The sequence below is a fragment of the Thiorhodococcus mannitoliphagus genome (assembly GCF_010915725.1).
Lineage (GTDB): Bacteria > Pseudomonadota > Gammaproteobacteria > Chromatiales > Chromatiaceae > Thiorhodococcus > Thiorhodococcus mannitoliphagus.
The window spans coordinates 26,957-53,910 of the sequence record NZ_JAAIJR010000007.1; the positions used below are offsets into that span (position 1 = coordinate 26,957).

General features: G+C 63.7%; 21 protein-coding genes. 4 read left to right on the top strand and 17 right to left on the bottom strand.

Annotated features, from left to right (window positions below; translation table 11 throughout):
- Nucleotides 1-72 precede the first annotated feature (72 nt).
- The 9 genes from G3480_RS03030 to G3480_RS03070 form a co-directional block, all read right to left on the bottom strand.
- Nucleotides 73-417 carry a phenylpyruvate tautomerase MIF-related protein gene (locus tag G3480_RS03030; RefSeq protein ID WP_164652191.1) on the bottom strand — a complete coding sequence of 115 codons (345 nt, stop codon included), beginning with the start codon at nucleotides 415-417 and terminating at the stop codon, nucleotides 73-75.
- Between the two features lie 495 nt (nucleotides 418-912).
- A complete protein-coding gene (locus G3480_RS03035; RefSeq protein ID WP_164652192.1) occupies nucleotides 913-1,677 on the bottom strand; it encodes a bacteriorhodopsin in 765 nt (254 codons plus the stop codon).
- A 45-nt stretch (nucleotides 1,678-1,722) separates the two neighbouring features.
- Nucleotides 1,723-2,355 carry a COG4315 family predicted lipoprotein gene (locus G3480_RS03040; protein ID WP_164652193.1) on the bottom strand — a complete coding sequence of 211 codons (633 nt, stop codon included), beginning with the start codon at nucleotides 2,353-2,355 and terminating at the stop codon, nucleotides 1,723-1,725.
- A complete protein-coding gene (locus G3480_RS03045; protein WP_164652194.1) occupies nucleotides 2,356-5,874 on the bottom strand; it encodes a hybrid sensor histidine kinase/response regulator in 3,519 nt (1,172 codons plus the stop codon).
- 13 nt (nucleotides 5,875-5,887) lie between these two features.
- On the bottom strand, nucleotides 5,888-7,693 hold the full coding sequence (locus tag G3480_RS03050; RefSeq protein WP_164652195.1) for a methyl-accepting chemotaxis protein: 1,806 nt from the start codon (nucleotides 7,691-7,693) through the stop codon (nucleotides 5,888-5,890).
- Between the two features lie 185 nt (nucleotides 7,694-7,878).
- A complete protein-coding gene (locus tag G3480_RS03055; RefSeq protein ID WP_164652196.1) occupies nucleotides 7,879-8,409 on the bottom strand; it encodes a chemotaxis protein CheW in 531 nt (176 codons plus the stop codon).
- The gene (locus tag G3480_RS03060) at nucleotides 8,406-8,786 is read right to left on the bottom strand and encodes a response regulator (protein ID WP_164652197.1); all 381 of its coding nucleotides are present in this window, start codon (nucleotides 8,784-8,786) and stop codon (nucleotides 8,406-8,408) included. Before G3480_RS03060 ends, G3480_RS03055 begins: the two co-directional genes overlap by 4 nt.
- Nucleotides 8,787-8,811: 25 nt before the next feature.
- Complete coding sequence (locus G3480_RS03065) at nucleotides 8,812-9,627, bottom strand: response regulator (protein WP_164652198.1); 816 nt, start codon at nucleotides 9,625-9,627, stop codon at nucleotides 8,812-8,814.
- Nucleotides 9,628-10,439: 812 nt separating this feature from the next.
- A complete protein-coding gene (locus G3480_RS03070; protein WP_164652199.1) occupies nucleotides 10,440-11,252 on the bottom strand; it encodes a UDP-2,3-diacylglucosamine diphosphatase in 813 nt (270 codons plus the stop codon).
- Between the two features lie 262 nt (nucleotides 11,253-11,514).
- On the opposite strand from G3480_RS03070, the gene G3480_RS03075 reads away from it, so the two are divergent.
- A complete protein-coding gene (locus G3480_RS03075; RefSeq protein WP_164652200.1) occupies nucleotides 11,515-12,735 on the top strand; it encodes an argininosuccinate synthase in 1,221 nt (406 codons plus the stop codon).
- A 38-nt stretch (nucleotides 12,736-12,773) separates the two neighbouring features.
- Here G3480_RS03075 and G3480_RS03080 read toward each other — a convergent pair whose 3' ends face one another.
- The 6 genes from G3480_RS03080 to G3480_RS03105 form a co-directional block, all read right to left on the bottom strand.
- A complete protein-coding gene (locus tag G3480_RS03080) occupies nucleotides 12,774-13,940 on the bottom strand; it encodes a PQQ-dependent sugar dehydrogenase (RefSeq protein ID WP_164652201.1) in 1,167 nt (388 codons plus the stop codon).
- 21 nt (nucleotides 13,941-13,961) lie between these two features.
- Nucleotides 13,962-14,402, bottom strand: coding sequence for a gamma-butyrobetaine hydroxylase family protein (locus tag G3480_RS03085; RefSeq protein ID WP_164652202.1), 441 nt, complete (start codon nucleotides 14,400-14,402; stop codon nucleotides 13,962-13,964).
- 135 nt (nucleotides 14,403-14,537) lie between these two features.
- Nucleotides 14,538-15,638, bottom strand: a complete 1,101-nt coding sequence (hemH, locus tag G3480_RS03090; RefSeq protein WP_164652203.1) for a ferrochelatase — start codon at nucleotides 15,636-15,638, stop codon at nucleotides 14,538-14,540.
- Nucleotides 15,639-15,651: 13 nt separating this feature from the next.
- Nucleotides 15,652-16,203 (bottom strand): hemerythrin domain-containing protein, encoded by a 552-nt coding sequence (locus G3480_RS03095; protein WP_164652204.1) that lies wholly within the window; start codon nucleotides 16,201-16,203, stop codon nucleotides 15,652-15,654.
- Nucleotides 16,204-16,248: 45 nt separating this feature from the next.
- The gene (locus tag G3480_RS03100; protein WP_164652205.1) at nucleotides 16,249-17,955 is read right to left on the bottom strand and encodes a potassium channel family protein; all 1,707 of its coding nucleotides are present in this window, start codon (nucleotides 17,953-17,955) and stop codon (nucleotides 16,249-16,251) included.
- Nucleotides 17,956-17,990: 35 nt separating this feature from the next.
- Complete coding sequence (locus tag G3480_RS03105) at nucleotides 17,991-18,374, bottom strand: DUF6394 family protein (RefSeq protein ID WP_164652206.1); 384 nt, start codon at nucleotides 18,372-18,374, stop codon at nucleotides 17,991-17,993.
- Nucleotides 18,375-18,554: 180 nt separating this feature from the next.
- On the opposite strand from G3480_RS03105, the gene G3480_RS03110 reads away from it, so the two are divergent.
- The gene (locus G3480_RS03110; protein ID WP_164652207.1) at nucleotides 18,555-21,245 is read left to right on the top strand and encodes a DUF2339 domain-containing protein; all 2,691 of its coding nucleotides are present in this window, start codon (nucleotides 18,555-18,557) and stop codon (nucleotides 21,243-21,245) included.
- Nucleotides 21,246-21,371: 126 nt separating this feature from the next.
- On the opposite strand, the gene G3480_RS03115 is transcribed toward G3480_RS03110, so the two are convergent.
- A complete protein-coding gene (locus G3480_RS03115; RefSeq protein ID WP_164652208.1) occupies nucleotides 21,372-22,982 on the bottom strand; it encodes an alpha-isopropylmalate synthase regulatory domain-containing protein in 1,611 nt (536 codons plus the stop codon).
- Nucleotides 22,979-24,376, bottom strand: coding sequence for a threonine synthase (gene thrC, locus G3480_RS03120; protein ID WP_164652235.1), 1,398 nt, complete (start codon nucleotides 24,374-24,376; stop codon nucleotides 22,979-22,981). The genes G3480_RS03115 and thrC overlap by 4 nt, the downstream gene beginning before the upstream one ends.
- A 408-nt stretch (nucleotides 24,377-24,784) precedes the next feature.
- On the opposite strand from thrC, the gene G3480_RS03125 reads away from it, so the two are divergent.
- Together G3480_RS03125 and G3480_RS03130 are read left to right on the top strand one after the other, a co-directional pair.
- On the top strand, nucleotides 24,785-25,042 hold the full coding sequence (locus G3480_RS03125; protein ID WP_164652209.1) for a DUF4212 domain-containing protein: 258 nt from the start codon (nucleotides 24,785-24,787) through the stop codon (nucleotides 25,040-25,042).
- Nucleotides 25,043-25,055: 13 nt separating this feature from the next.
- A complete protein-coding gene (locus G3480_RS03130) occupies nucleotides 25,056-26,861 on the top strand; it encodes a sodium:solute symporter family protein (RefSeq protein ID WP_164652210.1) in 1,806 nt (601 codons plus the stop codon).
- Nucleotides 26,862-26,954 lie beyond the last annotated feature (93 nt).

Genomic DNA, 26,954 nt, shown 5'->3' on the forward strand with positions numbered 1-26,954 from the left:
CAAGATTTGGGGGTCAGGGATCTGTGTTTCATCACGCTTCCGCGACAGCATGCGGCCAGGGCTTGCTCGACTTCAGAAGGTCCCGCCGTTCCAGCCGAAGAGGTGCCTTGGCGGCGCGGCGAATTCGATGTAGATGCGCCCGGCCGCGATACCCAGGGTCTCGCCAAGCAGCGCGCAGAGCGCACTGGAGAAGTCGGCCGACTTGGACTCAGGCAATCCCAGGCTCTTGAGTTCGAGATAGGCGGTCGGCTCATCCGTGCCGCCGAACAGCATATCGCGACCCTCTTCGAGGACGACCATCACATAGGATTCGGGCTTGCCGAGCATCTCGGCGACAGTCTGGGATGCCTTGGCGAGAAAGCCAGCACGCTCGGCGCCAGGCACCTGAGCGTTGGTGGTGATGCGAAGGGTGGGCATCGTGGCGTCTCCATCGGGTTGCGGATGGGGCAGATGATAATCCCAGACTCGGGAATGTGAACCGCCAAGGCGCGATGAGGAAGGCTAGACGAACGCAAACCTAGTCGGGTGGACAAGCACAGCGCAGTCCACCAACACCAATGCCGGCGCGGGACTCGGTGGACTTCGCTCTCGCTCGTCCACCCTACAACACTGGGATGCCTTGGCGAGAAAACTAGCACGCTCGGCGCTAGACACCTGAGCGTTGGTGGTGATGCGAAGGGTGGGCATCTTGGCGTCTCCATCGGGTTGCGGATGGGGCAGATGATAATCCCAGACTCGGGAATGTGAACCGCCAAGGCGCGATGAGGAAGGCTAGACGAACGCAAACCTAGTCGTAGGGTGGACAAGCGCAGCGCAGTCCACCAACGCCGACGCGGGATTCGGTGGACTTCGCTCTCGCTCGTCCACCCTACAACATAACCACCCCGCCGTTTTAGCCCAGGGTAACAGGGACTAGGCGCCGCCTTCCGCGCGCAGTGACTTGGAGATCTCGCGAGCCGCGTAGACGACCAGGAAGCCCCAAAGGACCTTGTTGACGATGTCGCCGACGTTGACGGTGAACTCCCGCAGCACCACGCCGACGCCGGAATCGAACACCATGGCGTAGAAGAAGCCGGCCGGGAAGATGGCCCAGCCAATCAGGAAGAAGAAGAACATATAGATGAGGGCGTCGCGCTGGGCCGGGATCAGCTCCTCGCCCGGCAGGCGACGCAGGGCCTGGAAGATGGAGAAGGTCATGTACATCCAGAGCATGCCGCTGACGGTGAACCAGGTCAGGGCGGTCAGGCTCACGCCGTCTCCCGAGAGGATCGACCGCTCGCCCAGGTAGCCGGTCGAGATCATGGCGAAGTCGATGATGACCAGCTTGACCGCGAAGGCCGCGCCGACGCGCTCGATACCCATGAGGAGCGGGAACATGACGATGAGCATGGCGGTGGTCGCCAGCCAGTAACCGTAGCGCACCATGAGCGGCAGCTCACCAATGGCGGCGGCCATCTCCTGCACGCCCGCGGCGCCAGCCGCGATGGGCTGCAATCGTGTGAAGAAGTAGAGGTGCAGCACGCTGGAGGCGGCGCAGACGATGATGTTGAGCAGGGCCAGCAAGCGCAGGCGTCCGGTCAGCTTGGGGGCCTGGATCACGAAATAGACCACGGCGAGGATGGCCGCGAGACCGCAGGTCAGGAAGGAAAAGTAGGTGAGGTTGAAAAGCGTCGTCATGGTATCGGTTCCCGATCGAAGCCCAGAGTCAGTGCGGTGATGCCATCAACCGCGGCGAATACGAACGGCAAACCAGGCTCCGTCGACGCCGTCGCCGGTAACCTCGCCCGCGCCCTGGTCGCCCGCCCACTCATAGAGCGGATGACCCTCATAGCTCCATTGCTGTGAGCCGTCCTCGCGCTGAACGGTGGCGAAGCCTCCGCTGGCACCCTCGGCCCCGATCGCGAGATAGGGTCGCCAGAGTTGGGAGCAGCTGGGATCACAGCCAGATCCCTCGGCGGTCCCACGAAAGGCGACATAGAGGGTCCGCCCCGCTGAATTGGCCAGCACTGGACCGAGTCGCCCTTCCTCGACCTTGAAGTTGCCGGAGGCGGCTTCGATGGCCTCGGATTCGGCGACCGGATAGCGACTGGGATCCACCTCGGCGCGCGGAGATGGCGCCTCGGTCGGCACCTCTTTCACGGCTGCACCTGCGGCCGGCTTGGCCGGTGCGGGCGCGGCAGGCTGCGGCTGCGGATAACCCGGCGCCTGGTAGCCGCCGTAGGGGGCGTAGTAGGCCGGCTGGGGATAGTAATAATAGCCCTGGGCTGGCTGCTGCTTTGCTTGCTCGGCCTGGACGGCCGACACGAATGACAGCGCCAATAGGGTCGCGACCAGAATGCGCATTTCTCTGTCCATTCAAGACACCTGCTCGAGTGCCTGTTGAAGAAAGTCCAAGACATCGTCTTCCTGGTAGGGCTTGACGAAGTATTCGTCGACACCGGCCTGCAAGGCCTCACGCCGGTGCTTCGCGGTGGAGCGCGAGGTGATCATGGCGATGGGCAGGCTGCTGGTCTCGGGCGAGGAGCGCAGATGCGCGGTCAGCTCGAGGCCATTCATATGCGGCATCTCCATGTCCACTAGGAGCACATCCACGGTGTCGCGCGTCAGCGCCTGCACCGCCTCCAGGCCATCACGCGCGGTCAGCGGGCGGAAGCCGCCGTCTTCGGCAAGCCTCGAGAGCAGACGCCGCATGGAGAGCGAGTCGTCCACGATCAGCACGGTCGGCGGCCTGATCTCCTCGCGCACGTCTTGCGCGACCAGCTCGGACAGATCTGTGCCCGAGGTCACCCGAATCAGGGCGCGCAGCTCGATGATGGGCACGACGCGGCCGTCGCCGAGGATGGACGCAGACAAGAGTCCCGGAATACGCGGCACCAAGGGGCCGAGCTGCATGGCGACCAGCTCACGTCCATCGAGCAGCGCGTCGACCATAACGGCCTGCTCGCCGGTGTCGGTATCCATGAGCAGCACGACCTGGCGGCCGCAGCCCGGATCCTGTCCCTTGAGCCCTTTAGTCGCTTTAAGCCCTTTAGTCGCTTTAAGCCCTATCAGCTTGTTGAGCCGAGTGAGCGGACAGCGGCCTTGCTCGTGCTTGAAGATCCAACCCTCTCGGGTCTCCTCGACGTCGCCTTCGTCCGAGAGCACCGCAAGCCGGATCTCATTTGCAGGAATCGCCAGTAGCTGCTCGTTGCACTCCACGAGCAGGCAGTACATGGCCAACAGCGATGAGGGCATGCGCGCGGTGAAGCGATAGCCCTTGCCGGGCACGGTCTCCAGCTCCAGTGAGCCGTTCAAGGACCGGACGGTGCTGGCGACGACGTCCATGCCGACGCCGCGCCCCGAGACCTGCGTGACCTCATCGCGCGTCGAGAAGCCGGGCCGCAGCGTCAGCATCGCCAGCTCCTGGTTCGTCAGCTCGGCGTAGGGGTCGATGAGGCCCTTATCGATCGCCTTCGTCCGGATACGATCGAGATCCAGGCCGCGGCCGTCGTCGCCAATGCCGACTTCGACCTGATCGCCGAGCTGCTTGAAGTGAACCTCGATGAGGCCCTGTCCCGGCTTACCCTCGGCCTCCCGCTCCTCGGGCGGCTCGATTCCGTGATCAATGGCGTTGCGGACCATGTGCATCATGGCGGGCATGAGCCGATCCAGCAGGTCGCCGTCGATGCGGACATCACTGCCCTGGACATTCAGCTCGGCCTGCTTGCCCGTGGCGCGGCAGGTCTGGCGCACCGCGCGCAGCAATCGCGGCACAACGCTGCTGACGGGCACGAGGCGTGTCGCCATGGTGATGTGGCGCAGCTGCTGACTGAGTTTGACCTGCTGGAGCGACAGCTCGGTCATACTCCTGAGGGTGCCATCTAGGGTCTGGGCGAGTTCGCGGGCATCGCTCACGCCCTCGTTCAACCGGCGCGTGGCGATGTACATCTCGTTGTATTGCTCGAGTTCGATGGGGTCGAACGACTCCTCCAGCGCTGCGGATGCAGGCGCACCACTGCGGGTGCCCAAGCCGCGCAGGTCCACGAGCTGCTCGAGTTCGGCGACGTGCAGCAGATTGCGGCGATCGAGTTCCCTGCTCTCGCCTAGGGTGCGCTGGGCCTGTGCCAGCTGCTCCTCCGACTGCGAGAGGGCCATGGAGAGTTCGCCAACGAGGCGCAGCAACTCGTCGACGGTGCGCGCGGGCACCTGGAGATAGCTGTCTTCCTGATCGGCCTCGCTCGCGGGCGCTGGCTGGGTCGCTGTCTCGACGGCGACCTCGGGCGCGTCGCCCTGCTCCGTCTCCGCGTCCAGCGCCGTCGCGACGGTGGCGATCTCGATATCAGGCGCGGCCTCGGCGAGCGCCGCCTTGCCCTCGCGATCGATGCGATTGGCCCAGTCGAGGACCTCCTGCATGATTGCCTGGAAGGCATCTGGGTCATAGGGCTCGACGCCATTGATGACGTCGAACATGATCGCTAGGCCATCGGCACCGGCGGCCAGGGTATCGCCCAGGTTGGGACCAGGCGCCAGCTCCTCCTCGGTCAGAAACTCGAGCAGGTCTTCCAGGTGGTGCCCGAGGAGCGCGACGGCGCGCACGCCGCAAACATTGGCCGAGCCCTTGATGGTGTGCGCCAGCCGCTGCGCGTGACGCAGCGCATCCTCGCCGCCACCGCCATTGATGATGGATTGGATGACGGTCGCGAGCTGGTTGGCGAGGTCTGGCCCCTCGCGTCTGAAGCTGGCGACGACGGCCGCGTCGATGTCGTCGGCGAGGGCGAGGACGAGGTCCTCGGCCTCGATCCGCTCGGGCCGTGCGGGTCCCTTGTCGGTCTCCAGCGTGAGCGGGTCGCGGTAGAGTCCGATGAGCAGCTCGGCCGCATCCTCCTGGGAGGTCGGCTCGGTCCAATCGGGCAAGCAGAGGAGATCAACGAGCCCTTGGCGCCTGGTTTCCGCCAAGGGCTCGAAGAGATAGGCCTGGATACGCTCCGGCAGCTGCCGAAGGGCCTCAACATGGGCATCCGCCCAGACCTCGCCTGCTGGCATGGCCGCCATCTTGTAGCCGAGGCTGGCACAGAGACTCGAGAAGGCGAGGAAGCCGGCCTGAGAGGAGGCATCGGCCAGACAGACTAGGATCTCTTGAGCGGCGACTGCGGCGTCTTTGCGACACTCCGGCGCATCGTTATAGGCGATGTCTTCGATCCGCGCGGCGAGTTCTTCGCCCATCTCCTCGATCGCCGAGGCGAGGATCGCGAGCAGCTCGACGGCCTCATCGCTCAGATCCGCGGAAGTCGCGCCGGCTGCCATCGCGGACTCGGCCGCAATCTCAGGCGCGTCGGAAGTTAGCGCTTCCCCTGCCGTCTCGGCGACCGCCGCGTCATCGGCTTCGGGCTGAGCTTCAAAGTCGGGCTTTGGCTCAGGCTCAGGCTCAGGCTCGGGAACAACGGTTTCAGCGACTGCCTCCGCTTCCGCGGAGACATCGGCGGCATCCTGCAGCGCCAACCACAGGGCTGCGGCCTCGGGGCTCAAGGGCGCATCCAAGACATCGGAGGTCGCCATCTCGAGCAGGGCCTCGATGACCTCTGCGTCAGCCGGCGCCTCGAAATGGGCCTCGAGCAGCGCCAGCAGCTCGAGCAGCGGAACGGTCGCCTCGGCGTTGCCGTTCTCGGCCTGCTCAGGCAGACCGGCGACCGCCATATCGATCAAACCGAGCAGCTCGATGACATGTTCGCCCTGCGCCTCGAACAACGGCCACAGCTCCGCCAGGGTCTCGGCAAAGTCGTTCGCCGCCTCCAGGCGGTCATCGCTGGGCGCGGAGCAGTCCCCCGCAAGCTCGACAGCCTGCTGCAGAGCGGGAACCGCGCTTGAAAAGACCTCGGCGATCGCGCCGGAGCTCATGATGATGTCGCTCCTAGGCTTGACCGAGTGCTTCGGGCTTGGCCGGAGCTGGCAGACGGAATAGCTGGATGGCCTCGAGCAGACTCTTGGAGTCATCCACGAGCTGGTTGGTCTCACGGGTCTGGTGGTCGAGCTGATCCGTGGTCTCCACGGTGCTGGCCCGCATGGATGCGACGCGATCCATGAGCGTATGGTTGGCCTCCACCTGCGCTTGGGCGCGCGCGTCGATTTGGCGCACGGCCTCGGCCAGTTTGGCGGTCCCCTGCTGGGTCTCGAGCATGAGTTCGCCGGCATTCTCGATGGTGCGGGACTCGGTGCCCACCGCCTCGGTCGCCTCGTTGACGGTCTGAATGCTGTCCTGGGTCTCGACCTGGATGTTGGCGATCAGGGTCTCGATCTGACTGGTGGCACTGCGCGAGCTGTCCGCCAGGCGTTGGACCTCCTGGGCCACCACGGCGAATCCGCGTCCGGCCTCACCGGCCGTCGCCGCCTGCATGGCCGCGTTGATGGCCAAGACGTGTGTCCGTTCGGAGAAGCTGTTGATGATATCGACAATGCCGCTGATCTCCTGCGAGCGCTCGCCGAGCCGCTTGATGCGCTTGCCGGTCTCTTGGATGGTCGAGCGGATCCGCGACATGCCCTCCACCGCACCCTTCACGGAAGCCAGTGCCTGGTCGGTCGACGCGGAGGCCTGCCCAGCGGATTCGTGACAGAAGCGTGCGAGTTCGGCGATGCCGTTGATGGCCTCGACCGCCTCGGCGAGTTCGTCAGCCGCCTGCTCGATCAGCTCACGCTCGGTCGCGGCCACCTCGACGACGCGCGCGCCCTGCGCCTGCACCTGCGCCGACGCCTGGCCGACACGCTCGGCGATCCCGCGCACCTGTACCAGCACCCGCGCACTCTCCGAGGTGATCTGATTGAGCGCGTCGCGCAGCGGACCCGTGATGTCTTCCTTCATCGGCATCTTGAGCGTGAGGTCGCGCCGTTGACTGATGTCCGCACCGACCTGCAGCATCTCGATGATGGAGTCGTTGAGTTGGTCGTTCTGGCGCTCGAGGAAATCGATACCCTGGTTGAAGGCCAGCACCGTGCGGCCCAGTTCGTCATCGGCGCCCGGAGCCAAACGCTCCGAGAAGTCGCGGCGCTTCTCCATGCCTTGGAGGGCAGCGCGAATGCGCTCGGCCGGACTCAGGATGAAGCGCTTGGAGAGCTGTCCGATCGACAGATAGATGACGGCGCCGATCAGCAGCGCGCTGAGGATGAGCAAGGCAATGACGAGCGCCATGGTGATCTCGCGCTGATCCGCTCCGCTGACCAATGCCGCTGACAGACGCTCATCCAAATAGGCGATCGCCGCCGGCTCGAAGCCTTGCTCGAGCCCAACCACAACCTTGCCGATCTGCTTGCCGTCGCGCTCGATGGGAAACTCGCGGAAGCTGCCGCCGGTCGCATCCGACGTACCGATGAGGCTCGCGCCCTGGTCGTCTTGGATGGCGACGGCTGCAATCTCAGGGTCCTGCTCGGTCAGGGCGACCAGCGAGGCAAGCTGAGCGTCCGAACCTGGATCCTTGACCCGACCGGCGATGTCGGCCAGCAAGGCACCTGCGGTCTCGATGGAGTGGATGGTCTTTTGCTGCAACAGACTGGCGACCTCAGACTCGGATCCGGCGCTGAGGCTTTGGACGACCTGGTCGCGCTCAGTTGAGAGGCCGTAAAGCCCTCCGAGGATAGCGCCTGAGACAAGCACGAAGACCATAAGCACCACGGCGGTGGTCGCAATGGTGAGTTTCGCCGAGATGGTGAGATCGGTAAGTTTCATGTGAAGTCCTTCAACGAAATAGCACCGGCTTAGGGCATCGCTGATTGCTCGCGTCGCCTGCCCATGTCATGGATGGCCCGGTCTCTTCAGGCAACTAAAAACCCATTAAAATCAGGTGACTCCTCTAGCATGATCGCGAGTCATCGGCTGATTGGCTGCCAGGAAGGCGGTCGACCAGCTCGCGTTCAGAGCAGACTGGCACCTTGCGCAAGCAGGCCCAGCAAGCCTCCGAGGTCGAGTTCGATGTAGGTTCTGCCTTCCAACGTCAGACCGAGACAGACCAATTCGTCCGGTAGATTGGGCAGGCCGTCCAGTGATCCGGGCGTCAGGTCCGCCGGCACCGTCACCACCGTGATCTCATCGATCGGCAGACAGGCACGCGCGTCGCGCTGGCCCAAGATGAGAAAGAGACCGCCGCCGGCGCCCTCCTTGAGCAGCAGGCCCAAGTCATAGACAGGGACCAGCTCGCCGCGGAAATTCACCAGCCCCAGACACCAAGGCTGGGTAAAGGGCAGCCTGGCACTCATGATGGCCGGGGACACCTCCGCCGGAAGATCCATCGGGATCAGAAACCAGCGCTCCCCGATCCTGAAGGCATGCGCGATGGCCTGGGACGCCTCTTCCGTCTCGTCCTCCGCGAACGCCCGCGACAGCCAACGCAGGTCAGCCGGATGCGCGAGCGTCGACGCGGCTTGGCTGGCCAGAGCAAGGCTCATGCGGTCGCTCCGCCTCCGCCTGCAAGCTCCTTGACGTGCTTGAGGACAGCTTCAGGCGTGCAGGGCTTGACGACATAGGCCTTGGCGCCCTGGAGCTGAGCCCAGACCTTGTCGGCCTTTTGGTTCTTGCTGCTGACCATCACCACTGGAATGGCGGAGGTCTCTGGGTCCTCCTTGAGCGTACGGGTGGCGTGATAACCATCGACATCGTCCATGACGATATCCATGAAGATCAGATCGGGACGCTCGCGCTGTGCGACTTCGACGCCCTCGCGCCCGGAGCCCGCGGCCACCACAACATGGCCCGCCTTGATCAGCATGTCTCGCAAGAAATCGCGCTCGGTCGCGGAGTCGTCGACGATGAGTAACTTGGCCATCGAATAGGTACCTCTTGGGCGTGCGTCACAGATAGCGCTGCAGCGTATCGTTCAGGTTGTCGAGCGTGAGTGGCTTGGTGAGATAGGCATCGGCGGAGGCGAGCGTCCCACGCAGCTTGTCGATGCGAGAGGTCTTGCCGGTCAGCATCACGACCGGGGCGCGAACCTGGATGTCCTTCTTCAGGTGGCGTGACACGTCATAACCGCTGATACCCGGCAACATGACGTCGAGAAAAATGAGATCGTAGGACTGCTCGCGCGCCTTGGTCAGCGCCTCTTCGCCGGTCACCGCAAAGTCCACGGCGTAGCCCTTCTTCACCAGGCGCATCTCCATCATCTTGCGCACGGACTCACTGTCGTCGACCACCAGGATGCGTTTCGCCGACAGCGGTGCCTGTGCCGCGACCTCGACGGCCGGCGCCTCTTCACTCCGCAGCGGCATCGCCATGTCATCGTGGATCGCAAGCTCGGGGGCAAACTGATAGACCTCGATCACCAAGGCATCCAGCGTCTTGAGGATGCGATTGGCCAGGACGGGCCGCTTGAAGAAGACATTGACCACGCCCTTGAAGTCACCCTCGAGCTTGTCGGCGGCCCCGATGCGGACGACCGGGATGACGTGCTCCGAGAACTGGGCGCGCAGATCGGCCCATGCCTCCAGACCCGCGGGCAGATCTTCGTTTACGGCAAAGAAGTCCGGACGCCGCCGACCGTCCTCCCAAAAGCAGTAACGCCGGGGACGCACCTTCGACAGCATGAAGGCGCGATTCAACGCCTTCTGGTCGGTATCCGGGAAACCGCAGAGGGCAATTGCAAACTCTCTACTTTCGGCCGCACCCATGTGTCACCCCAGCGCATAAATCCGTTTCAAATGGAGACCCGAACCTCGTCATGGTTCCAGGAACGACAACCTCTGGGCACGCTCAGCGACGCGCTGGCCCAGCCGGCTCGGCAGGCACCTGGCGAACGGCAGCGGTGATCAAGCCGAAACAGAACATCATCGAGAAACTGTGGATCACTTCATCAGGAGCCTCGCCGAACCCAGTGGTCCGGACATCCCAGCACGAGGCTTTCAAGAACAGCTGACAGGACGCCGATTTCGGGGCTCGACGAAGAAGAGGTCGGTCCAGGTTCGGCCGTCCTGGCCCTCCAACTCCCCCGCACACTCCACTCCGACTTCGCTACAGATTGAATCAGGCTTATCGGCAGGTCGCTTTGAACTCTGTCACAGGATGTTCAGAAGTGCTCCGCAAGCGCGAAAACGTTTCGAATACGATGCTTCGAATCCACGTCATCTGGACAAGGAGCAAATCATCTCGAAGGTTCGATCTCTGCGTCAGACAGCCGGACCGCTCTGATGCGGTCCTTCGCAGTCAAGCCTGTATTTCGGCGTTCCATCGATCAAGCAACCGCTTGCGCCACAGCGACGCAAGAAGGCTGGGCAAGCCCGGAAGAACCGGAAGCGCGCGCAGGCGGAAGCGTGGGAGTGAAGGAGCAGGCACGCCGAGGGCGGCGGCCAGGAACAGCGCGGACGCCATTGCGGCATCCGAGTTGGCAAGCACATCTTGGGCAGGCTCACATGAGCAAGGGGCTGCCCTCAGTGAAGAAAGAGCGACGTTAGACCCTGGTGTATAGAAATGCGAGCCCCGCGCCTCAGCTGGCCTGAGCCAAGGCCACCAGGGGCTCCGCCGCGCCGATGGACTCCGGATAGGCATCGGTCCAGCGCAGCAGCTCCAAACGACCGTCATGGTGCTCGACCAAAGCGGTACAGCTCTCCACCCAGTCGCCGCAGTTGCAGTAGGTCACACCTTGGATCTCGCGCATCTCGGCGTGATGGATATGACCGCAGATCATGCCGTCCAGCGCGCGCTGCCCGGCCTCGGTCGCCACCGCCCGCTCGTAGTTGCCGATATAGCTGACGGCGTTCTTGACCTTGTGCTTGAGATAGCCGGCCAAAGACCAGTATTTCATGCCGAAGAGCGCACGCACGCGGCTGAGATAGACATTGAGCGCCAACAGCTTGTCGTAGGCGTGCGAGCCCAGTTCGGCGAGCCAAGGGCTGTGCTGAACGACGCCGTCGAACTTGTCGCCATGCAGCACCATGAAGCGGCGCCCATCGGCGGTCCGATGGACGACCTCGTCCTTGACGACGATATCACCGAAGCGCGCTTCCAAGTGGTCGCGGAAGCGTTCGTCATGATTTCCGGGAATGTAGATGACCTCGGTACCCTGCCGCGCCTTCGCGAAGATTTCGCGCACGATTTGGTTGTGCGCCTCTGGCCAGTAGACGCCATTCTTCATCGCCCAAAGGTCGATGATGTCGCCGACCAGATAGAGCTGCTTGGATTGCGTCGACTGCAGAAAGTCGATCAGGAACTGCGCCTGACAGCCCCGAAACCCCAGATGAATATCCGACAGAAAGATACTGCGGTACTTCAGGGGGTGCATGCGTTTGATTTCGGACATCCTCTCGACCTGCCGCTAGATTCGTTGCCCGGCATGGTCGCGAAACTTGGTTACGAGGCCGTTGAGACCAGGTGAAGATGCGATGAAGACTGCTGTTTTACTGAGCCTTTTTGGATGCGATTGCGACTGACCCATAGCAACCTCGAGACAGCTCGACGGCACGCACCTCAAGGCATCCCGCGGCTCCCACTCGCCAGGCGCGCGCTCTATACTGTGCGTTTGCCCGCACAGGGCCGTTCAACCAGAGATTCGGAGCGAGACGATGGCGCAAAGCGCAGTCAAAAAGGTGGTCCTGGCCTACTCGGGGGGACTGGATACCTCGGTCATCCTCAAGTGGCTGCAGGAGGAGTACGGCTGTGAGGTCGTGACCTTCACGGCAGACATCGGCCAGGGCGAGGAGCTGGAGCCGGCGCGCGCCAAGGCCACGGCCGCCGGGATCAAGGAGATCTACATCGACGACCTGCGCGAGGAGTTCGTGCGCGATTTCGTCTTCCCGATGTTCCGCGCCAACGCCATCTACGAAGGCGAGTATCTGCTGGGCACCTCGATCGCCCGCCCGCTGATCGCCAAGCGTCTGATCGAGATCGCCGCCGAGACCGGCGCCGACGCCATCTCCCATGGCGCCACCGGCAAGGGCAACGACCAGGTTCGCTTCGAGCTGGGCGCCTACGCGCTCAATCCCGAGATCAAGATCATCGCCCCCTGGCGCGAGTGGGATCTCCTCTCGCGCGAAAAACTCATGACCTATGCGGAGCAGCATGGCATCGCGGTCGAGATGAAGCGCGATGGCACCAAGTCGCCCTACTCCATGGACGCCAACCTGCTGCACATCTCCTACGAAGGCTACGACTTGGAGGATCCTTGGGTCGAGCCCGGCCAGGACATGTGGCGCTGGAGCGTCTCGCCCGAGCAGGCGCCAGATACGCCAAGAACGCTGGAGCTGACCTACGCGCAGGGTGACATCGTGGCCATCGACGGCAAGGCGATGTCGCCGGCCGAGGTCCTGGCGGAACTCAACCGCATCGGCGGCGAGCACGGCATCGGCCGCGCCGACATCGTCGAGAACCGCTATGTCGGCATGAAATCGCGCGGCTGCTATGAGACCCCAGGCGGCACCATCATGCTCAAGGCCCACCGCGCCATCGAGTCGCTCACGCTCGACCGCGAGGCGGCACACCTCAAGGATGAGCTGATGCCGCGCTACGCCAGCCTCATCTACAACGGCTATTGGTTCTCGCCCGAGCGCGAGATGCTCCAAGCCGCCATCGACAAGACCCAGACCGTCGTCAACGGTGTGGTGCGTCTGAAGCTCTACAAGGGCAATGTCATGGTGGCCGGACGCAAGTCAGAGACCAACAGCCTCTTCGACAGCTCCATTGCCACCTTCGAGGAGGATGCCGGCGCCTACGATCAGAAGGACGCGACCGGATTCATTCGGCTCAATGCGCTGCGCCTGCGCGTGCAAGGGCGGATGAAGAAGTAGCGGCCAACCGCCAGCGAGCGTCATCGCCCGCTGGCGCGTCAGAACCTGGACGGCAGGACTCTGAGCAAGACAGCGTCGGGCTCGTCGGTCAGGACATAGAGATAGCCGTCTGGCCCTTGCCGCACATCACGCACGCGCTTGCCGATGGTCAGCTTGTCTTCGCCGACGACCGCTCGGCCATCGAGCTGGATGCGGCGAATCTGGCGAAACTTCAGGGCGCCGCTGAAGAGGTTGCCGGTCCAGCCGGGATAGCGATTCCCCCTGTAGACGGCCAGACCGCTCGGCGCCTTGGACGGCGTCCAAACCACCTTAGGGTCGCGCATCCCCGGCCGGCTGGTCTCGTCCGCGATCTCGGGTCCCCAATACTCCATGCTGTAGGTCACCTCGGGCCAACCGTAGTTCTGGCCGGCGAGGATGAGGTTCAGCTCGTCGCCGCCCCGGGCGCCGTGCTCATTGGCCCAGACAGCTCCGGTCTTGGGATCCAAGGCGAGACCTTGAATATTGCGGTGCCCGTAGGTGTAGATCTCGGGGCGCGCCCCCGCTTCATGGACAAAGGGATTGTCCTTGGGCACAGACCCATCGTCGTTTAGCCGGATGATCTTGCCAAAGAGGGTCTTGAGGCTCTGTGCCTGTTTGCGAATGTGCTCGCCCTGGAAGGCGACCGGCGGGTTCCCGCCATCGCCGATGCTCATCAACAGCGTCTTGTCGGGCAGCCACAGCAGGCGCGAGCCGAAATGCTGACCGTCTGCCTTGGGATCTGGATTGCGGAAGATGACCTCCACATCCTCGAGCCGCCCGTCGCCGAGTCGCGCGCGTGCCAGCGTGGTGCGATTGGCGTCCTTGGTGCCGGTCGCGTAGGTCAGATAGATCAGCCGATTTTGCTCGAAGTCGGGGTGCACGACCACGTCGAGGAGCCCGCCCTGTCCATAGGCGAGCACCTCGGGCACGCCAGCGAGAGGCTCTGGGTCCAGCGCGCCGTCGCGCAGTATCCGCAGCCGCCCAGGGCGCTCGGTGATCAAGGCGGAGCCGTCCGGCAGCCAGGCGATGGACCAGGGATGCTGGAGCCCGCTGACAACGACCTCCGTGCGCCAACCCTTGGCCTCGGGCACGTCGCCGCTCGGCGCCACGGGACCATCCGTCGGTGCACAGTTGGCGAGCGGAATCCAGAGGAGGAGGGGCAGAATGAGCGAGGGACCAAGCTTCATGCGACGCTCCCAGATTGCAGTCTATGGCTCCGCAGCGGCTGCCTGGCTCGGCAGCCTTGACGGCGCCTCACCCCGCGCCTTCATCTGCTCGAAGGGGTCTGGCCCTTGGCGCTCGCGGCCGGAATCGCTCAGCCGCTTCAGGTAATCGATCCAGAATGGCTGCCAGGCGCGCCCGAGCTTATAGAGATAGGGCCAATCGTAGAGGCCCGAGTTGTGGCCATCGTCGAAGAAGATCTTGAGGGCATAGTGGCCGATCTGCTGGAGATCTGTGATTCCGACGCCCTCCTTGCCGAACTGGAGCTTGGCGGTCGCCGGTGAATGCCCGCGCACTTCCGCTGACGGTGAATAGACCCGCAAGTATTCGCAGGGCAAGCGAAAGACGGCCCCATCGTCAAAGGCGATTTCGAGGATACGGGACTGTTGATGAAGCTGGATCTCGACTGGGTTTGGCTGATGTTCCATAGCGTTGGTGCGCAGAAAGCGTCCTGAGCCGGACCGCTGAGTTGAGGATTGCGCCTAAGCTAGGGACGTTGCCCAGGCAATCAAGCCCAGCGACTGAGGGGGCTGGAGCCGCTAACTCAGCGCTTCGAGAGTCGACTAGCCCGCCGCCCCCATCGCCCGCGCCCGATCGGCGCGCGCGCTCAGCTCCGCCGCGGCCACGGCCGGACCCTCGACTTCCGGCCAGCCCGCACAATGTCTGACGATGAGATCCGCCAGCAGCGCCATGTGGTCAGGATTGTCGTTCAGGCAAGGAATATAGCTGTAGGACTCGCCGCCGGCCTCGAGGAAGAGGTCGCGGTTCTCGATGGAGACCTCTTCCAGGGTCTCCAGACAATCGGCGGAAAATCCCGGCGACAGCACCTGGACGGACTTGACGCCCTGCCGCCCCCATTCCTCGAGCGTGGCATCTGTGTAGGGCTTGAGCCACTCGCTCTTGCCAAGACGTGACTGAAAGCTGAGAAACCAGCGCTCGGACGGCAGCTCCAAGCGCTCGGCGAGCAGCCGCGCGGTCTTTTGACAATGGCAGTGGTAGGGGTCGCCCTGCTCGAAGTACTCCTGCGGGATGCCATGGAAGGAGAGCAGCAACCGCTCGGCCTGACCATGCTCCGCCCAGTAGGCGCGGATGCTGGCCGCAAGGGCTTCGATATAGCCCGGCTCGTCGTGATACTGGTTGATGAAACGCAGCTCGGGCAGCCAGCGCCAGCGTTGCAGCTCGCGCGTGACGGCGTCGAAGACCGAGGCAGTCGTAGAGGCGGAGTATTGCGGGTAGAGCGCGAAGACCAAGACCCGGCGGGCGTTGGCCGCCTTGAGTTCGGCGAGGGCGGCCGGAACGGACGGATTGCCGTAGCGCATGCCAAGCGCCACCTTGACCGGCCCGCCGAAGCGCTGGTCCAACAGCCCCTGCAGCGCCGTCTGCTGGCGTCTGGAGATCTCGAGCAGCGGCGAACCCTCCGGCGTCCAGACCGAGCGATAGGCCTCGGCGGAACGCTTCGGCCGCGTCCGCAGAATGATCCCGTGCAGCAGGAGCATCCAGGGCAGCCGGGCCATCTCGACCACGCGCCGGTCCGCAAGGAACTCGGCCAGATAGCGTCGAACGTCGGCGACGCTGGGCGTATCCGGCGTGCCTAGATTCACCAGCAGGACGCCAAGGCTTTCGGGCGCAGCGTGGCGGTAGTCGAGCGTGTTTACAAATGTCATCCAGCGGTCTCGATCAGAGGTTCGACTGTGCGTGTAGCTGTTTGTAGAGGGCCTTGAAGCGCTGCGGATCGGGGCTGCCGAAGACCGGGTCCTCGGCCGCCGGGGCGGCGTCCGCGATCTCCTTCCAGTCCGCGTCCGTCAAGGCTTGCATGGCGATCGGGAAGGCCTCGGTATCTTCCAGAAGCAGGTGCGCGCGGTTGGTCGCCACCAGCTCGCGGCCGTTCGCCTCGACGTCCTCACGCAGCAGCACCTCCTCATTGAGGATGCCCTCGATGGATGCGCGGAAGCGCTTGGTCACCTGGCTCAGTCCGGCATGCTGACGCATCAGCACCTCGAAGACCTCGCTGCGCTCGGACGTCCTCTCCAGGACGCGCTGAAAGAGCAGGTCTTCCGTCGGGTGATGGACAATGTCGGCGTAGCTGTCCATGTATTCAAGCAGCTCGTTCATGAGTTCGTAGTCCGGCTCCGTCCCCTCATGAAAGCGATCCAGGAGCCCGTCGAGCATGTTGAGTACCTGAGTCAAACGCGCGTGGTCTTGCGCGAGTCTGGTCATGATTTGTTGCATTTGCCTTCTCCTCAGATAGGCGCGCAAGGATCGATCAGTATGCCATCACCGCGGTCCTTGCCAACCCGCGATCCACCGCCACACGGCGCCCTCGCGCTGGCTCTCGCCAATGGCCACGTAGCGCAGGGCGTGAATGTTCTGTAAGACCCAATCCATGCGTCGACGTGCATCCTCGCGGCCGCAGAAGAGTAAACGATCACCGACCTCGACCCGCTCATCGAGGTCCGGCAAGAGGATCCGCTCACCGTTCTGCAGCAAGAGCAGCGGTATCGCGTGCAGGTACCGGTCGCGATCGCGCGGATCGCGGAGCAAGGTATCGAGTGTGACGCGCAACCCCCGATCCTCCGCATCATGCAGCGCGAAGGCGTGCTCCTGGTCGATGTTCACCTCCCAGACGTAGGGCATCCGCTCCTCGACCAGGGCGATGATGCGCGCGACCAGGGTGCTCGCCCAGGCCTCATCCTGGAAGCGCGCTAGATTGGAGAAATCCGCTAGGAGCGGCGTGACCAGGCGCACGCGAATCCGCCGGGCGATGATGGTGCTGGGGTTCATGATGGCTTGGGCGCCGACACCATCGAACAGTTCCTTGTTCTGGAGGCGGTTCTCGCGCGCGATGACGAAGAGGTCCGGGTTGAGCTGAAGCGCAGTCATGACGATGGAGAGATTGTCGGCATCGTGGTCGGTGCCGGCGACCAAGCCAACGGCGCGGCGGATCTCGGCCTCCTCCAAGGTCACGGCCTCGGTGCCACGCCCATGGACCACACCCTCCGCCGGGATGCCAGTCTTGTGCGGCTCGGCCTCGATCACTACCAGGTCGAGCCCCTGCTGCTTCAAGTGCTTGTACATCGCCTTGCCGAAGCGGCCGTAGCCGCAGATCACCCAGCGCCCTTGATGCGGCGGATAGTGCGGCTCGCTAATGGTGTCGCCGGTGAATCCGGACAGCCAATCGACCAGCAATGTCTGACAGGGCGCCTGGATCGCAATGGCGATATAGAGGGCGAAGGCATCGAAGGGGTCATAAATGTGATCTGTGCCGAATGAGGCCATATTGGCCTCGATCTCGTGTGAATCCGCACGGCAGATCACCTTGCTGTCTGGATTGAGCAGCTTGGCCGCGATAGCGACCTTGAGGTTCGCCTCGTTGACATTGGTGAGCGCCACCACGCCGCGACAGCGGGCATGCTTGAGTCCAGCGGCTTCGAGCGCATCAGGGCTGCGCGCATCCGCGCAGAGCGCGGGCACGAACTCGCGCTGATTGTCGAGCTGAAGGAGACTGATACGTTCCGGATCGATATCGATGACCACGGCTTGCAGGTGGCGGTCGGTCAGCCCCCTGACCAAGGCACTCCCGGTCTGACCATAGCCGCAAACCAAATAGAAGGGGTGCGTTAAGCTCTCGACCCGACGACGGAAGCGCCGTTCCGCGATGGCGCGCTGCAAGGTCGCATCCTGGAGTAGCGCGATGAGATTGCCGATGGCGTAAATCCACACCGCGACGGTCACGAACACCGAGGCCGAGACCCAGATGCGCTGCGCATCCGTGAAGGGGTTCGGCAATTCACCGAAGCCGATGGTCGTCGACATGTAGCTGACGAAGTAGAAGGCATGGAAGAAGCTCGTGGTCGTCGGATTGCCGTCGGCGTCCTGAGCCGGAATGATCGCCATACCCGCCATCGCGACCGCGTAGGCGACAATGAGCGTCAGCAGCGGCGTGCGCATCCGCCGCAGAATGAGAAAGAAGATGGTATCCATCGGGCAAGACGCCTCGACTGGGGCGCGGCCGCGGGCTAGCGGCGCAGCATGACGGTCTCGATCACCAGCAAGGTGACAGACACCACGTTGGCGATCATGGCCCCGCCCGAGAGCGATACGATGCTGGCCATGACCGAATTGGTCAGCCCGCCATCCGAGGCGTAGACGGCGAAGGTCCAAACCAAGCTGGCCGCGATGAGCTGGATCATGGCCACCAGACTGGTCGCAAGCAGCACCGCGCCCATCTGGGTGCGATCACCGAACTTGAGCACGGTCGCAATCATATTGACGACGATAACGACGAACAGCTCCCAGGCATGATGATGATTGGGGTTGTCGAGTTCGCCGACGAAGAAGCCGAAATTCAGGGTCAGGGCGAGCACGATGAAGAAGCCAAAGACGACTTTCTCGGGGTTCATGAGCGGGGGCTCCTGCAAGGCTTAAGGAGAGGGGGGCGCGTCCGCTGGTCGGATCCGCCGCACCTTGCGGCAGGCAGGCAGAAGTCAACACCAAGGGGCGAAGCGATTGCGGACCAGCATCCGCCGTCCGCGCCCATCGCCGTATGCTAGCATCAGATCCTACCTAAACCGGACAGGCCCTTGCTGATTACCCTCCTTGCAGCGCTGTTAGGACTCGCCGTCGGCCTTTGGCAGCAGAGCCCGCTGCTCTACGCGCTCCTCGGTTTGATCGTCGGAAGGACCCTTGCGCTCGAGCTGCGCCTGCGATCACTGCAGGCCAGAGTGACGCACCTAGAGCCACCCAGGGTTCAGCCGCAGGACAGCGCCGCTCACACGCCCACCCGAAGCGCCAGTCCACCCGACCTGGATAAGCACGCCGAGCCCGCCGAACAACCGCTTGAGCTGGACTGGCCCGCGCCGGCAGTCGCCAAGCCGATCTCCCAACCCGACGGAGACCCGGTGCTCGCACCCGCGCCCGGAGCACGCGCACTGGACCTGGCCCGAGACTGGCTGGCCACCGGCAACCTCTTCGTCAGGGTGGGCATCCTGCTGGTCTTCTTCGGCGTCGCCTTCCTCATCAAGTACGCCGTGGACCAGGAGTGGCTGACCTTCACCCTGCAGCTGCGCCTCATGGCCGTCGCCCTCGCCGGGCTTGGACTCTTGGGTCTCGGCTGGATCCTGCGGACACGAGGTCGCGACTATGGCCTGCTGCTGCAGGGCGCGGCCATCGGCATTCTCTATCTCGATACCTACGGCGCCTTTCAGCTTGCGCAGTTGCTGCAGCCGCCCCTGGCCTTCGCACTCCTCGCGCTGATCGGCCTCACGGCAGCGACATTAGCGGTGGCGCAGAACGCGTCCGCCTTGGCTTGGTTCGGTTTCGCGGGCGGCTTCCTGGCCCCGGTGATCACCGGGGCCGGCAACAATGATCAGGTCACCCTGTTCGGCTACTACGCCGTCTTGAATACCGCCATCTTCGCGGTCGCCTGGATGCGCAGCTGGCGTGCACTCAACCTGCTGGGGTTCGGCTTCACATTCGGGGTCGCGATCCTCTGGGGCGTGCTGCGCTATGACCCCAGCCGTTTCGCGATCACCGAGCCCTTTCTGCTGCTCTTCTTCCTCTTCTATGTCGCCATCGCCGTGCTCTACGCCAGCCGGCAGCCACCGCGCTTGCGCGGCTATGTCGACGCAACACTGGTCTTCGGCACGCCGATCGTCACCTTCGCCTGCCAGATCGAGTTGGTGCGGCATTTCGAGCATGGCATCGCCACCTCGTCCGCCGCGCTCGGGGGCTTCTATCTCTTGCTGAGCGGCGGCCTGCGCCTGCTCAAGCCGCCTGGCCTCAAGCTGCTCGCTCAAGCCTTCGGCGTGCTGGGGATTATCTTCCTGTCGGTCGCCGTGCCCTTTGCGCTGGCCGCCGACACCACGGCCGGGGTTTGGGCGCTGGAGGGCGCGGGCCTGATCTGGATCGGCAGCCGCCAAGGCCGTCCACTGATACGCGCCATCGGCCTGCTGCTGCAGGCCGGCGCGGCGCTCTCGCTGATCGCCGGCTTGCCCTACCCGAGCGATCGCCCCTTCATCAACAGCGCCTATCTCGGCGCCGTCATGGTGGCGAGCGCTGGGGTCGTCAGCGCCTATTGGTTGGACCGCGAGGATCCGAGTCGACGCGGCTGGGAGCGCGGCGGACCACCCTGGCTGCTGCTCTGGGGATTGACCTGGTGGCTCTGCGCCGGGGTGGTCGAACTCTTGCAACTGGACGCAGACCGAGCCTTTCCAGCCAACCTGCTCTGGTATGGCGTCTTGACAGCCGTCTTGAGCGAGGCAGTCGCCAGCATCCTGCCTTGGCCAAGACTGCATCGCGCGCAGGCCGCCTTGCCGCTCCTGGGTATCGCGGCCTTGGGCGCCAGTATCGAGCGGATCGCACACCCGGGCGGCTCCGGTGGTCTGGCGGCCTGGCCAGCCTTTCTGATCGCGGCCTATGGTCTGCTGTGGCGGGTCGAGCGCCGCGAAACCCGGCCCTTCCTCGCCTGGAGCCACGTCGCACTCGCCCTCTTGGGTATCGCTGTCCTGGAGTGGGAGCTGCTTTGGCGCGTGATCGAGCAATCCCAGCTGGCCTCAGGCTGGCGCGCGGCGGCCGTGGCCTGGGTGCCACTCGCCGCCTTGCCGCTCTTGACCAAGCTGCGGACCTGGCCCATCGGACCTTGGGCCTTTGGCTATGGGGTCGTTGCGGGGAGTGTTCTGGCGTTCGGCCTGCTGCTTTGGGCGCTCTGGTCGGTGCGTTCCGCCGGCGATGCTGGACCGCTCCGCTGGCTGCCCCTGTTCAATCCCTCGGACATAACCTTTGCGCTTGTCCTCGCGGCACTTTGGCAATGGCGCAGGGATCTCGAGCGCCGGCCCTTGATCCGACCAACGCCTGGCGAGACGGATCTGTTCCGAGCGGTCTTCGGCTTCCTAGCATTTCTTTGGGTGAATCTGGTGCTGCTACGCAGCCTGCACCACCTGTGGCTGATTCCCTACGAATGGGATGCACTCTTCCGCTCGGATCTCACCCAGACCGCGCTCGCCGTGCTCTGGGGACTCGTCGGCGTCGGGCTCCTGCTGCTCGCACGGGCACGGCGCTCGCGTCCGCTCTGGATCGCTGGCGCAAGCGTCCTCGCCGCGGCAGTGGTCAAACTCTTCGCGGTCGATCTCGCCGCGAGCGGCACGATCGAGCGGATCGTCTCCTTCCTCGCGGTCGGCGGACTGCTGGTTGGGATCGGCTGGTGGTCACCGCTGCCGCCGCGTGGCGGCGCTCGGGAAGACGAGCGCGGAGTGCACTCTGAAGCAGCGGTGTGACCGCGAAGGAGCGGAGACGCTCGATGCGTCGCAAGGCATGGCGTAGACGGGACGGGGCTCTCCCTGCACTGCGATGTCTTGGCGTCCTTTACGGCTGTGCGGTTCGCATTGCCGGACCTGAGCAGATCAGCTCGCGGCGACCCGCATGGGCTCGAGTTCCGGCCCGGATGTCGACGCTGAGGCAGAGGTCGCTTCTTTCGGCTCGACCAGCCTGCGGTGCATGAGGATATTGAGCATCCGTACCGTGGCACCCACAGCCGCGAACACCTGGTTGGCATGCACACCACGGGTGCGCAACTCACCCTCATCGGTCTGCCAGGTGATGCTGCACTCGGTGAGTGCATCCGTGCGACCGCCCTTGGGGATGCGCACCTCGAAGTCCGTCAGCTGAGGCAAGACCAGCCCTTGTTTCTTGACGACCTTGGCCAGCGCACTGGTAAAGGCATCATAGCCGCCGTTGCCGCTACCGACGGCGGTATGCGCTTGCTCGCCAACCCGGACCTTGATGCTCGCGGTCGAGTCCAGCCCCAGACTCGAGGAGAGGTTGCAGGCCAGGAGTTCGACATGGTCGTAGTCCTTGCTCTCCAGCACCTCCGCGATGATGAAGGGTAGGTCCTCGGTCGTAATGGTCTTCTTGGAGTCCCCGAGTTCGACGACCCGCTGCAAGACCTTGCGCTGGTTCTCCTCGGAGAGTTCGATGTCCAGACGCTCGAGATTCTTGGCCAGCGAGGCCTTCCCGGCGAGCTTCCCCAGTGCGTACTTGCGCCGCCTCGCAAAGCGCTCGGGCGACAGGCGGCTGTGGTAGAGGCTGCCCTTCTTGTCGCCGTCGGCATGGATGCCGGCGGTCTGGGTGAAGACGTCGGCGCCAACGATGGGGGCGTTGTCGGCGATCCGTTTGCCCGAGAAGTACTCGACCAGCTCACTGGCCCGCGCGAGATGGCTTTCGTCGATACCAATCTCGACGCCGAGCTGATCGCGCAGATTCACCGCCACCTCGGCGAGCGAGGCGTTGCCCGCGCGCTCGCCCAGACAATTGATGGTGCAGTGCACCGCCGCGGCTCCGGCCTGGGCCGCTGCCAGGACGTTCGCGGTCGCCAAGCCGTAGTCGTTGTGCGGATGGAAATCGAACTGCAGCCCGGGGAATCGCTGCACCATGTCGGAGACCGCAGCGAAGACGCGCTCCGGCGTCATCACGCCCAGCGTATCCGGGAGCATGTAATGCCCGATGCCGGTGTCGGCGAGCCCCTCGACCAGGCCGAAAACATAGTCGGGATTGTCACGGTAGCCATTGGACCAGTCCTCCAGATAGAGGTTGACGGCCAAGCCGCGCGCCTGAGCATGGGCGACGGTCTCGCGCACATCGGCAAGGTGCTGCTCCAAGGTCTTGCCGAGCTGTCCCCGACAGTGCTTCTCGCTGCCCTTGGCAAGCAGGTTGATCACACGTCCGCCAGCGCCGGCGATCCAATCGACGCTCCGACCGCCATCGACGAAGCCGAGGATCTCGACCCGCTCTGCAAGGTTGCGCTCTTCCGCCCAAGCAACGATTTGCGAGACCGCGCTCGCCTCACCTGAGGACACCCGTGCCGAGGCCACCTCGATCCGGTCCACGCACACTTGCTCGAGCAGCGTTTTCGCAAGATTGACCTTTTCGTCCGGCGAGAAGGACACGCCTTGGGTCTGCTCACCATCGCGCAGGGTCGTGTCCATGATGCGGACATAGCGGGCGGCCTCGCTCATGCGCCCGCCCCCGTCGACAGGGTCGCCTCCAGCTGGGCCTTGACGGCGTCGACGGTCGCGTCCAGATCGACGCAGCGCGGCGCTTTGTCCATCAAACCCTGCAGCGAGAGCGGCTGAGCGGCCTCGCGCCCAATGGCGTCGCGGACCGCATCGACGAACTTGGCCGGATGAGCCGTGGCAAGACAAATGATGTCGGACCTGCCGCGAGCCGCGTGGACGCCAACGGCGGTGTGCGGGCAGAGGATGTAGCCAGTTGCCGCGAAGGTCGCCCTGATCTGCGCCTGCGTCTCCTCGTCCGTGACGGCGGCCGCGTCGAAATCGGCACAGGCTTGGGCGTGACGGGCGGCGTCGACCTCGAGGTGTCCGCTCCGCTGCATCTGCTCGAGCAGCGTCCGCACTGTCGCGCTATCGCCGTCGTATAGATAGTAGAGATAGCGCTCGAAATTCGAGGCGATCTGGATATCCATGGCGGGACTCAGCGTCTGATAGACCTGGTCGCCGACGGCATAGCGACCCGTCTGAATGAAGCGCGTCAGGATATCGTTGCGGTTGGTGGCAATGACCAAGCGGTCGACCGGCAGCCCCATGCGCTTGGCCAGATAGCCGGCGAAGACATCCCCGAAGTTGCCCGTCGGAACCGAGAAGCTGATGCGCTTGCCGGGATCTCCCTCAGCGACGCGCCCCCAGGCATAGAAGTAGTAAACGGTCTGCGCCAGAATCCGCGCCCAGTTGATGGAGTTGACCGCGCCGAGACGGTAGCTGGACTTGAATGAGAGGTCGTTGAAGAGGGCCTTGACGATGCCTTGGGCGTCGTCGAAGGTGCCGCGCACCGCAATATTGTGGACATTTGCATCCAGCACCGTCGTCATCTGCCGCTCTTGGATCGGCGAGACGCGTCCCTTGGGATGCAGAATGAAAATCTGGATGCGCTCCTTGCCGCGCACGCCATAGATCGCGGCAGAGCCCGTGTCTCCAGAGGTAGCCCCGAGGATATTGAGCTGCCCGCCATCCCGCTCCAGCAGGTATTCGAAGAGATTCCCCAAAAACTGCAGCGCAACGTCCTTGAAGGCGGCGGTCGGACCGTGGAAGAGTTCCAGGATTCGAAGCCCATCCTGCTCCACGACCGGAGTGACCTCGGGGTGTGTAAAGGTGGCGTAGGAGCGCTCGATCAGGGTCCGGAGATGCTGCCGCGGAATCTCCTCGCCGACAAAAAGTGTCAACACTTCCAGTGCGAGGTCCTGAAAACCGAGCTTCGACCAGGCTGTCAGTGTGGCAGCATCGACCTGGGGAATGCGCTCGGGAACAAGCAGACCGCCGTCGGTCGCCAGTCCCATCATGACTGCCTGCGCAAAGCCGACGGGCTCGACACCACCACGGGTACTGAGGTAATTCATTGTATTCACAAAATTAATTCTAGCTCGGTCAAGAAGGATCCGCAGCACGACTCGCATGCGTGCGGTGATGGATCAGACTAAGAAAACCCTTGGGGATTGGCAACCACCCAATCAGGCGCAACAACCGCCCGTTGCGCAGGCTTTGAGGCTCGATACAGCGTCCTTCGCCCGCATTTCCCGACGGCTGGACGCGCGGCAAGCGTTGACATCTTGGCAAGAGCGACCAGACAATGCCGACAATCCGCGAATCAGGCAGATAACAGCGGATGATACATAACGAAGAATGAGGGGGCCTTCTGCCAGTATTTGGACCGACCAGTCCGCGTCCGCGGGCTGCAGGTCGGTGCGCCCCGTCACCCCGAAGCAACTCTGCAACCACCGCAAACTTTGAACGGAGTGACAACTTAAATGACACCCGAAAACCGCGCGGGATATTGGAGGGCCAACCTCGGCCTTCTAAGCATCCTGTTGATTATCTGGTTCATCGTCTCCTACGGGTTCGGCATCTTGCTGGTCGAACCACTGAACGCCATCAAGCTGGGCGGCTATCCGCTCGGGTTCTGGTTCGCCCAACAGGGCTCGATCTACGTCTTTCTCGTCCTGATCTTCGTTTATGCCACCAGCATGAACAAGCTGGACAAGAAGTTCGAAGTCGAAGAAGACTGAGGAGCGCGAATCAATGACTGCACTTGATATGTGGACCTACGGCGTTGTCGGCGCGACTTTCGCGCTGTACATCGGCATCGCCATCTGGGCCCGAGCCGGAACGACCGGCGAATTCTACGTCGCCGGCGGCGGCATCCACCCCGTCGCCAACGGCATGGCGACTGCAGCCGACTGGATGTCTGCGGCGTCCTTCATTTCCATGGCCGGGCTCATCGCCTTCAACGGCTACGGAGCATCCGTCTTCCTCATGGGTTGGACCGGCGGCTACGTGCTACTCGCCCTGCTGCTTGCGCCCTATCTGCGCAAGTTTGGCAAGTTCACGGTGCCCGAGTTCATCGGCGACCGCTACTACTCGCAAGCAGCGCGCATCGTGGCCGTGGTTTGCTTGATCCTGGCCTCCATCACCTACGTCATTGGTCAGATGAAGGGCATCGGCGTGGCCTTCTCCCGCTTCCTTGAGGTCCCCTATGACGTAGGCCTCTATATCGGCATGGGCATCGTCGCCGTTTACGCCGTCGCCGGCGGCATGAAGGGCATCACCTACACCCAGATCGCCCAATACGTGGTTCTGATCTTCGCCTACACGGTCCCGGCCATCTTCATCTCGCTGAACCTGACCGGAAACCCCGTTCCGCAGCTCGGACTCGGCGGCAGCTACGTTCAGGACGGCGTCGCCACCGGCATGTCCCTGCTCGACAAGCTCGACCTCGTGGTCACCGAGCTGGGCTTCAAGGAGTACACCACCCAGGTCATGGGCAGCTCCTTGAACATGTTCGTCTATACCCTCTCGCTCATGATCGGCACCGCCGGTCTGCCCCACGTCATCATCCGCTTCTTCACCGTACCCAAGGTGCGTGACGCACGCTACTCGGCGGGCTGGGCGCTGGTGTTCATCGCGCTGCTTTACACCACCGCACCGGCGGTGGGCGCCATGGCCCGCCTCAATCTGATGGACACCATCCAAATCGGCCCCGTCGGCGCCGAGGATGGCAACCTGCTCTACGACGAGCGTCCGGAATGGTTCAAGAAGTGGGAAGAGACCGGCCTCCTCCAGTATGAGGACAAGAACGGCGACGGTCGCATCCAGTACTACGATGACAAGAACCCCGCGTTCGCCGAAAAGGCTGAATCCTTCGGGTGGAAGGGCAACGAGATGGTCAAGGTCGACCGTGACATCATGGTACTCGCCAATCCGGAGATCGCGAATCTACCGGCTTGGGTCGTCGCCTTGGTCGTCGCCGGTGGTCTGGCCGCTGCACTCTCCACGGCCGCAGGTCTGCTGTTGGCGATCTCCTCCTCCATCTCGCACGACCTCCTCAAGGGCGTCATCGCGAAAAACATCTCGGAGAAGGCTGAGCTCACCGCCGGCCGACTCTCGATGATTGTCGCCATCCTGGTCGCGGGCTATCTGGGATTGAATCCGCCGGGCTTTGCGGCGGGAACCGTGGCCATCGCCTTCGGTCTCGCGGCCTCGTCCATCTTCCCAGTGCTCATGATGGGCATCTTCGCGAAACGGATGAACAAGGAGGGAGCCATCGCGGGCATGACCGCAGGTATCACCGTTACCCTGCTCTATGTGTTCCAGCACAAAGGCATCTTCTTCGTGCCTGGCACAGAGTTCCTCATGCCCGAGATGGGCATGGGTCCAGACTGGTTCTTCGGCATCTCGCCGAATGCCTTTGGTGCAGTTGGCGCCCTGGTCAACTTCATCGTGGCCTACATCGTGTCCACAGTGACGGCGCCTCCGCCGGAGCACATCCAGCATCTGGTCGAGGACGTCCGCGTCCCGGGCGGCGCTGGAGCCCCCACGGGTCACTGACCCAGTCAGCAGCAATGCTGAAAAGCCCCGCCTCGGCGGGGCTTTTTCGTTGCGCCCTCAAGGACGTGCGACATCGGATCGTCATGGGATCGC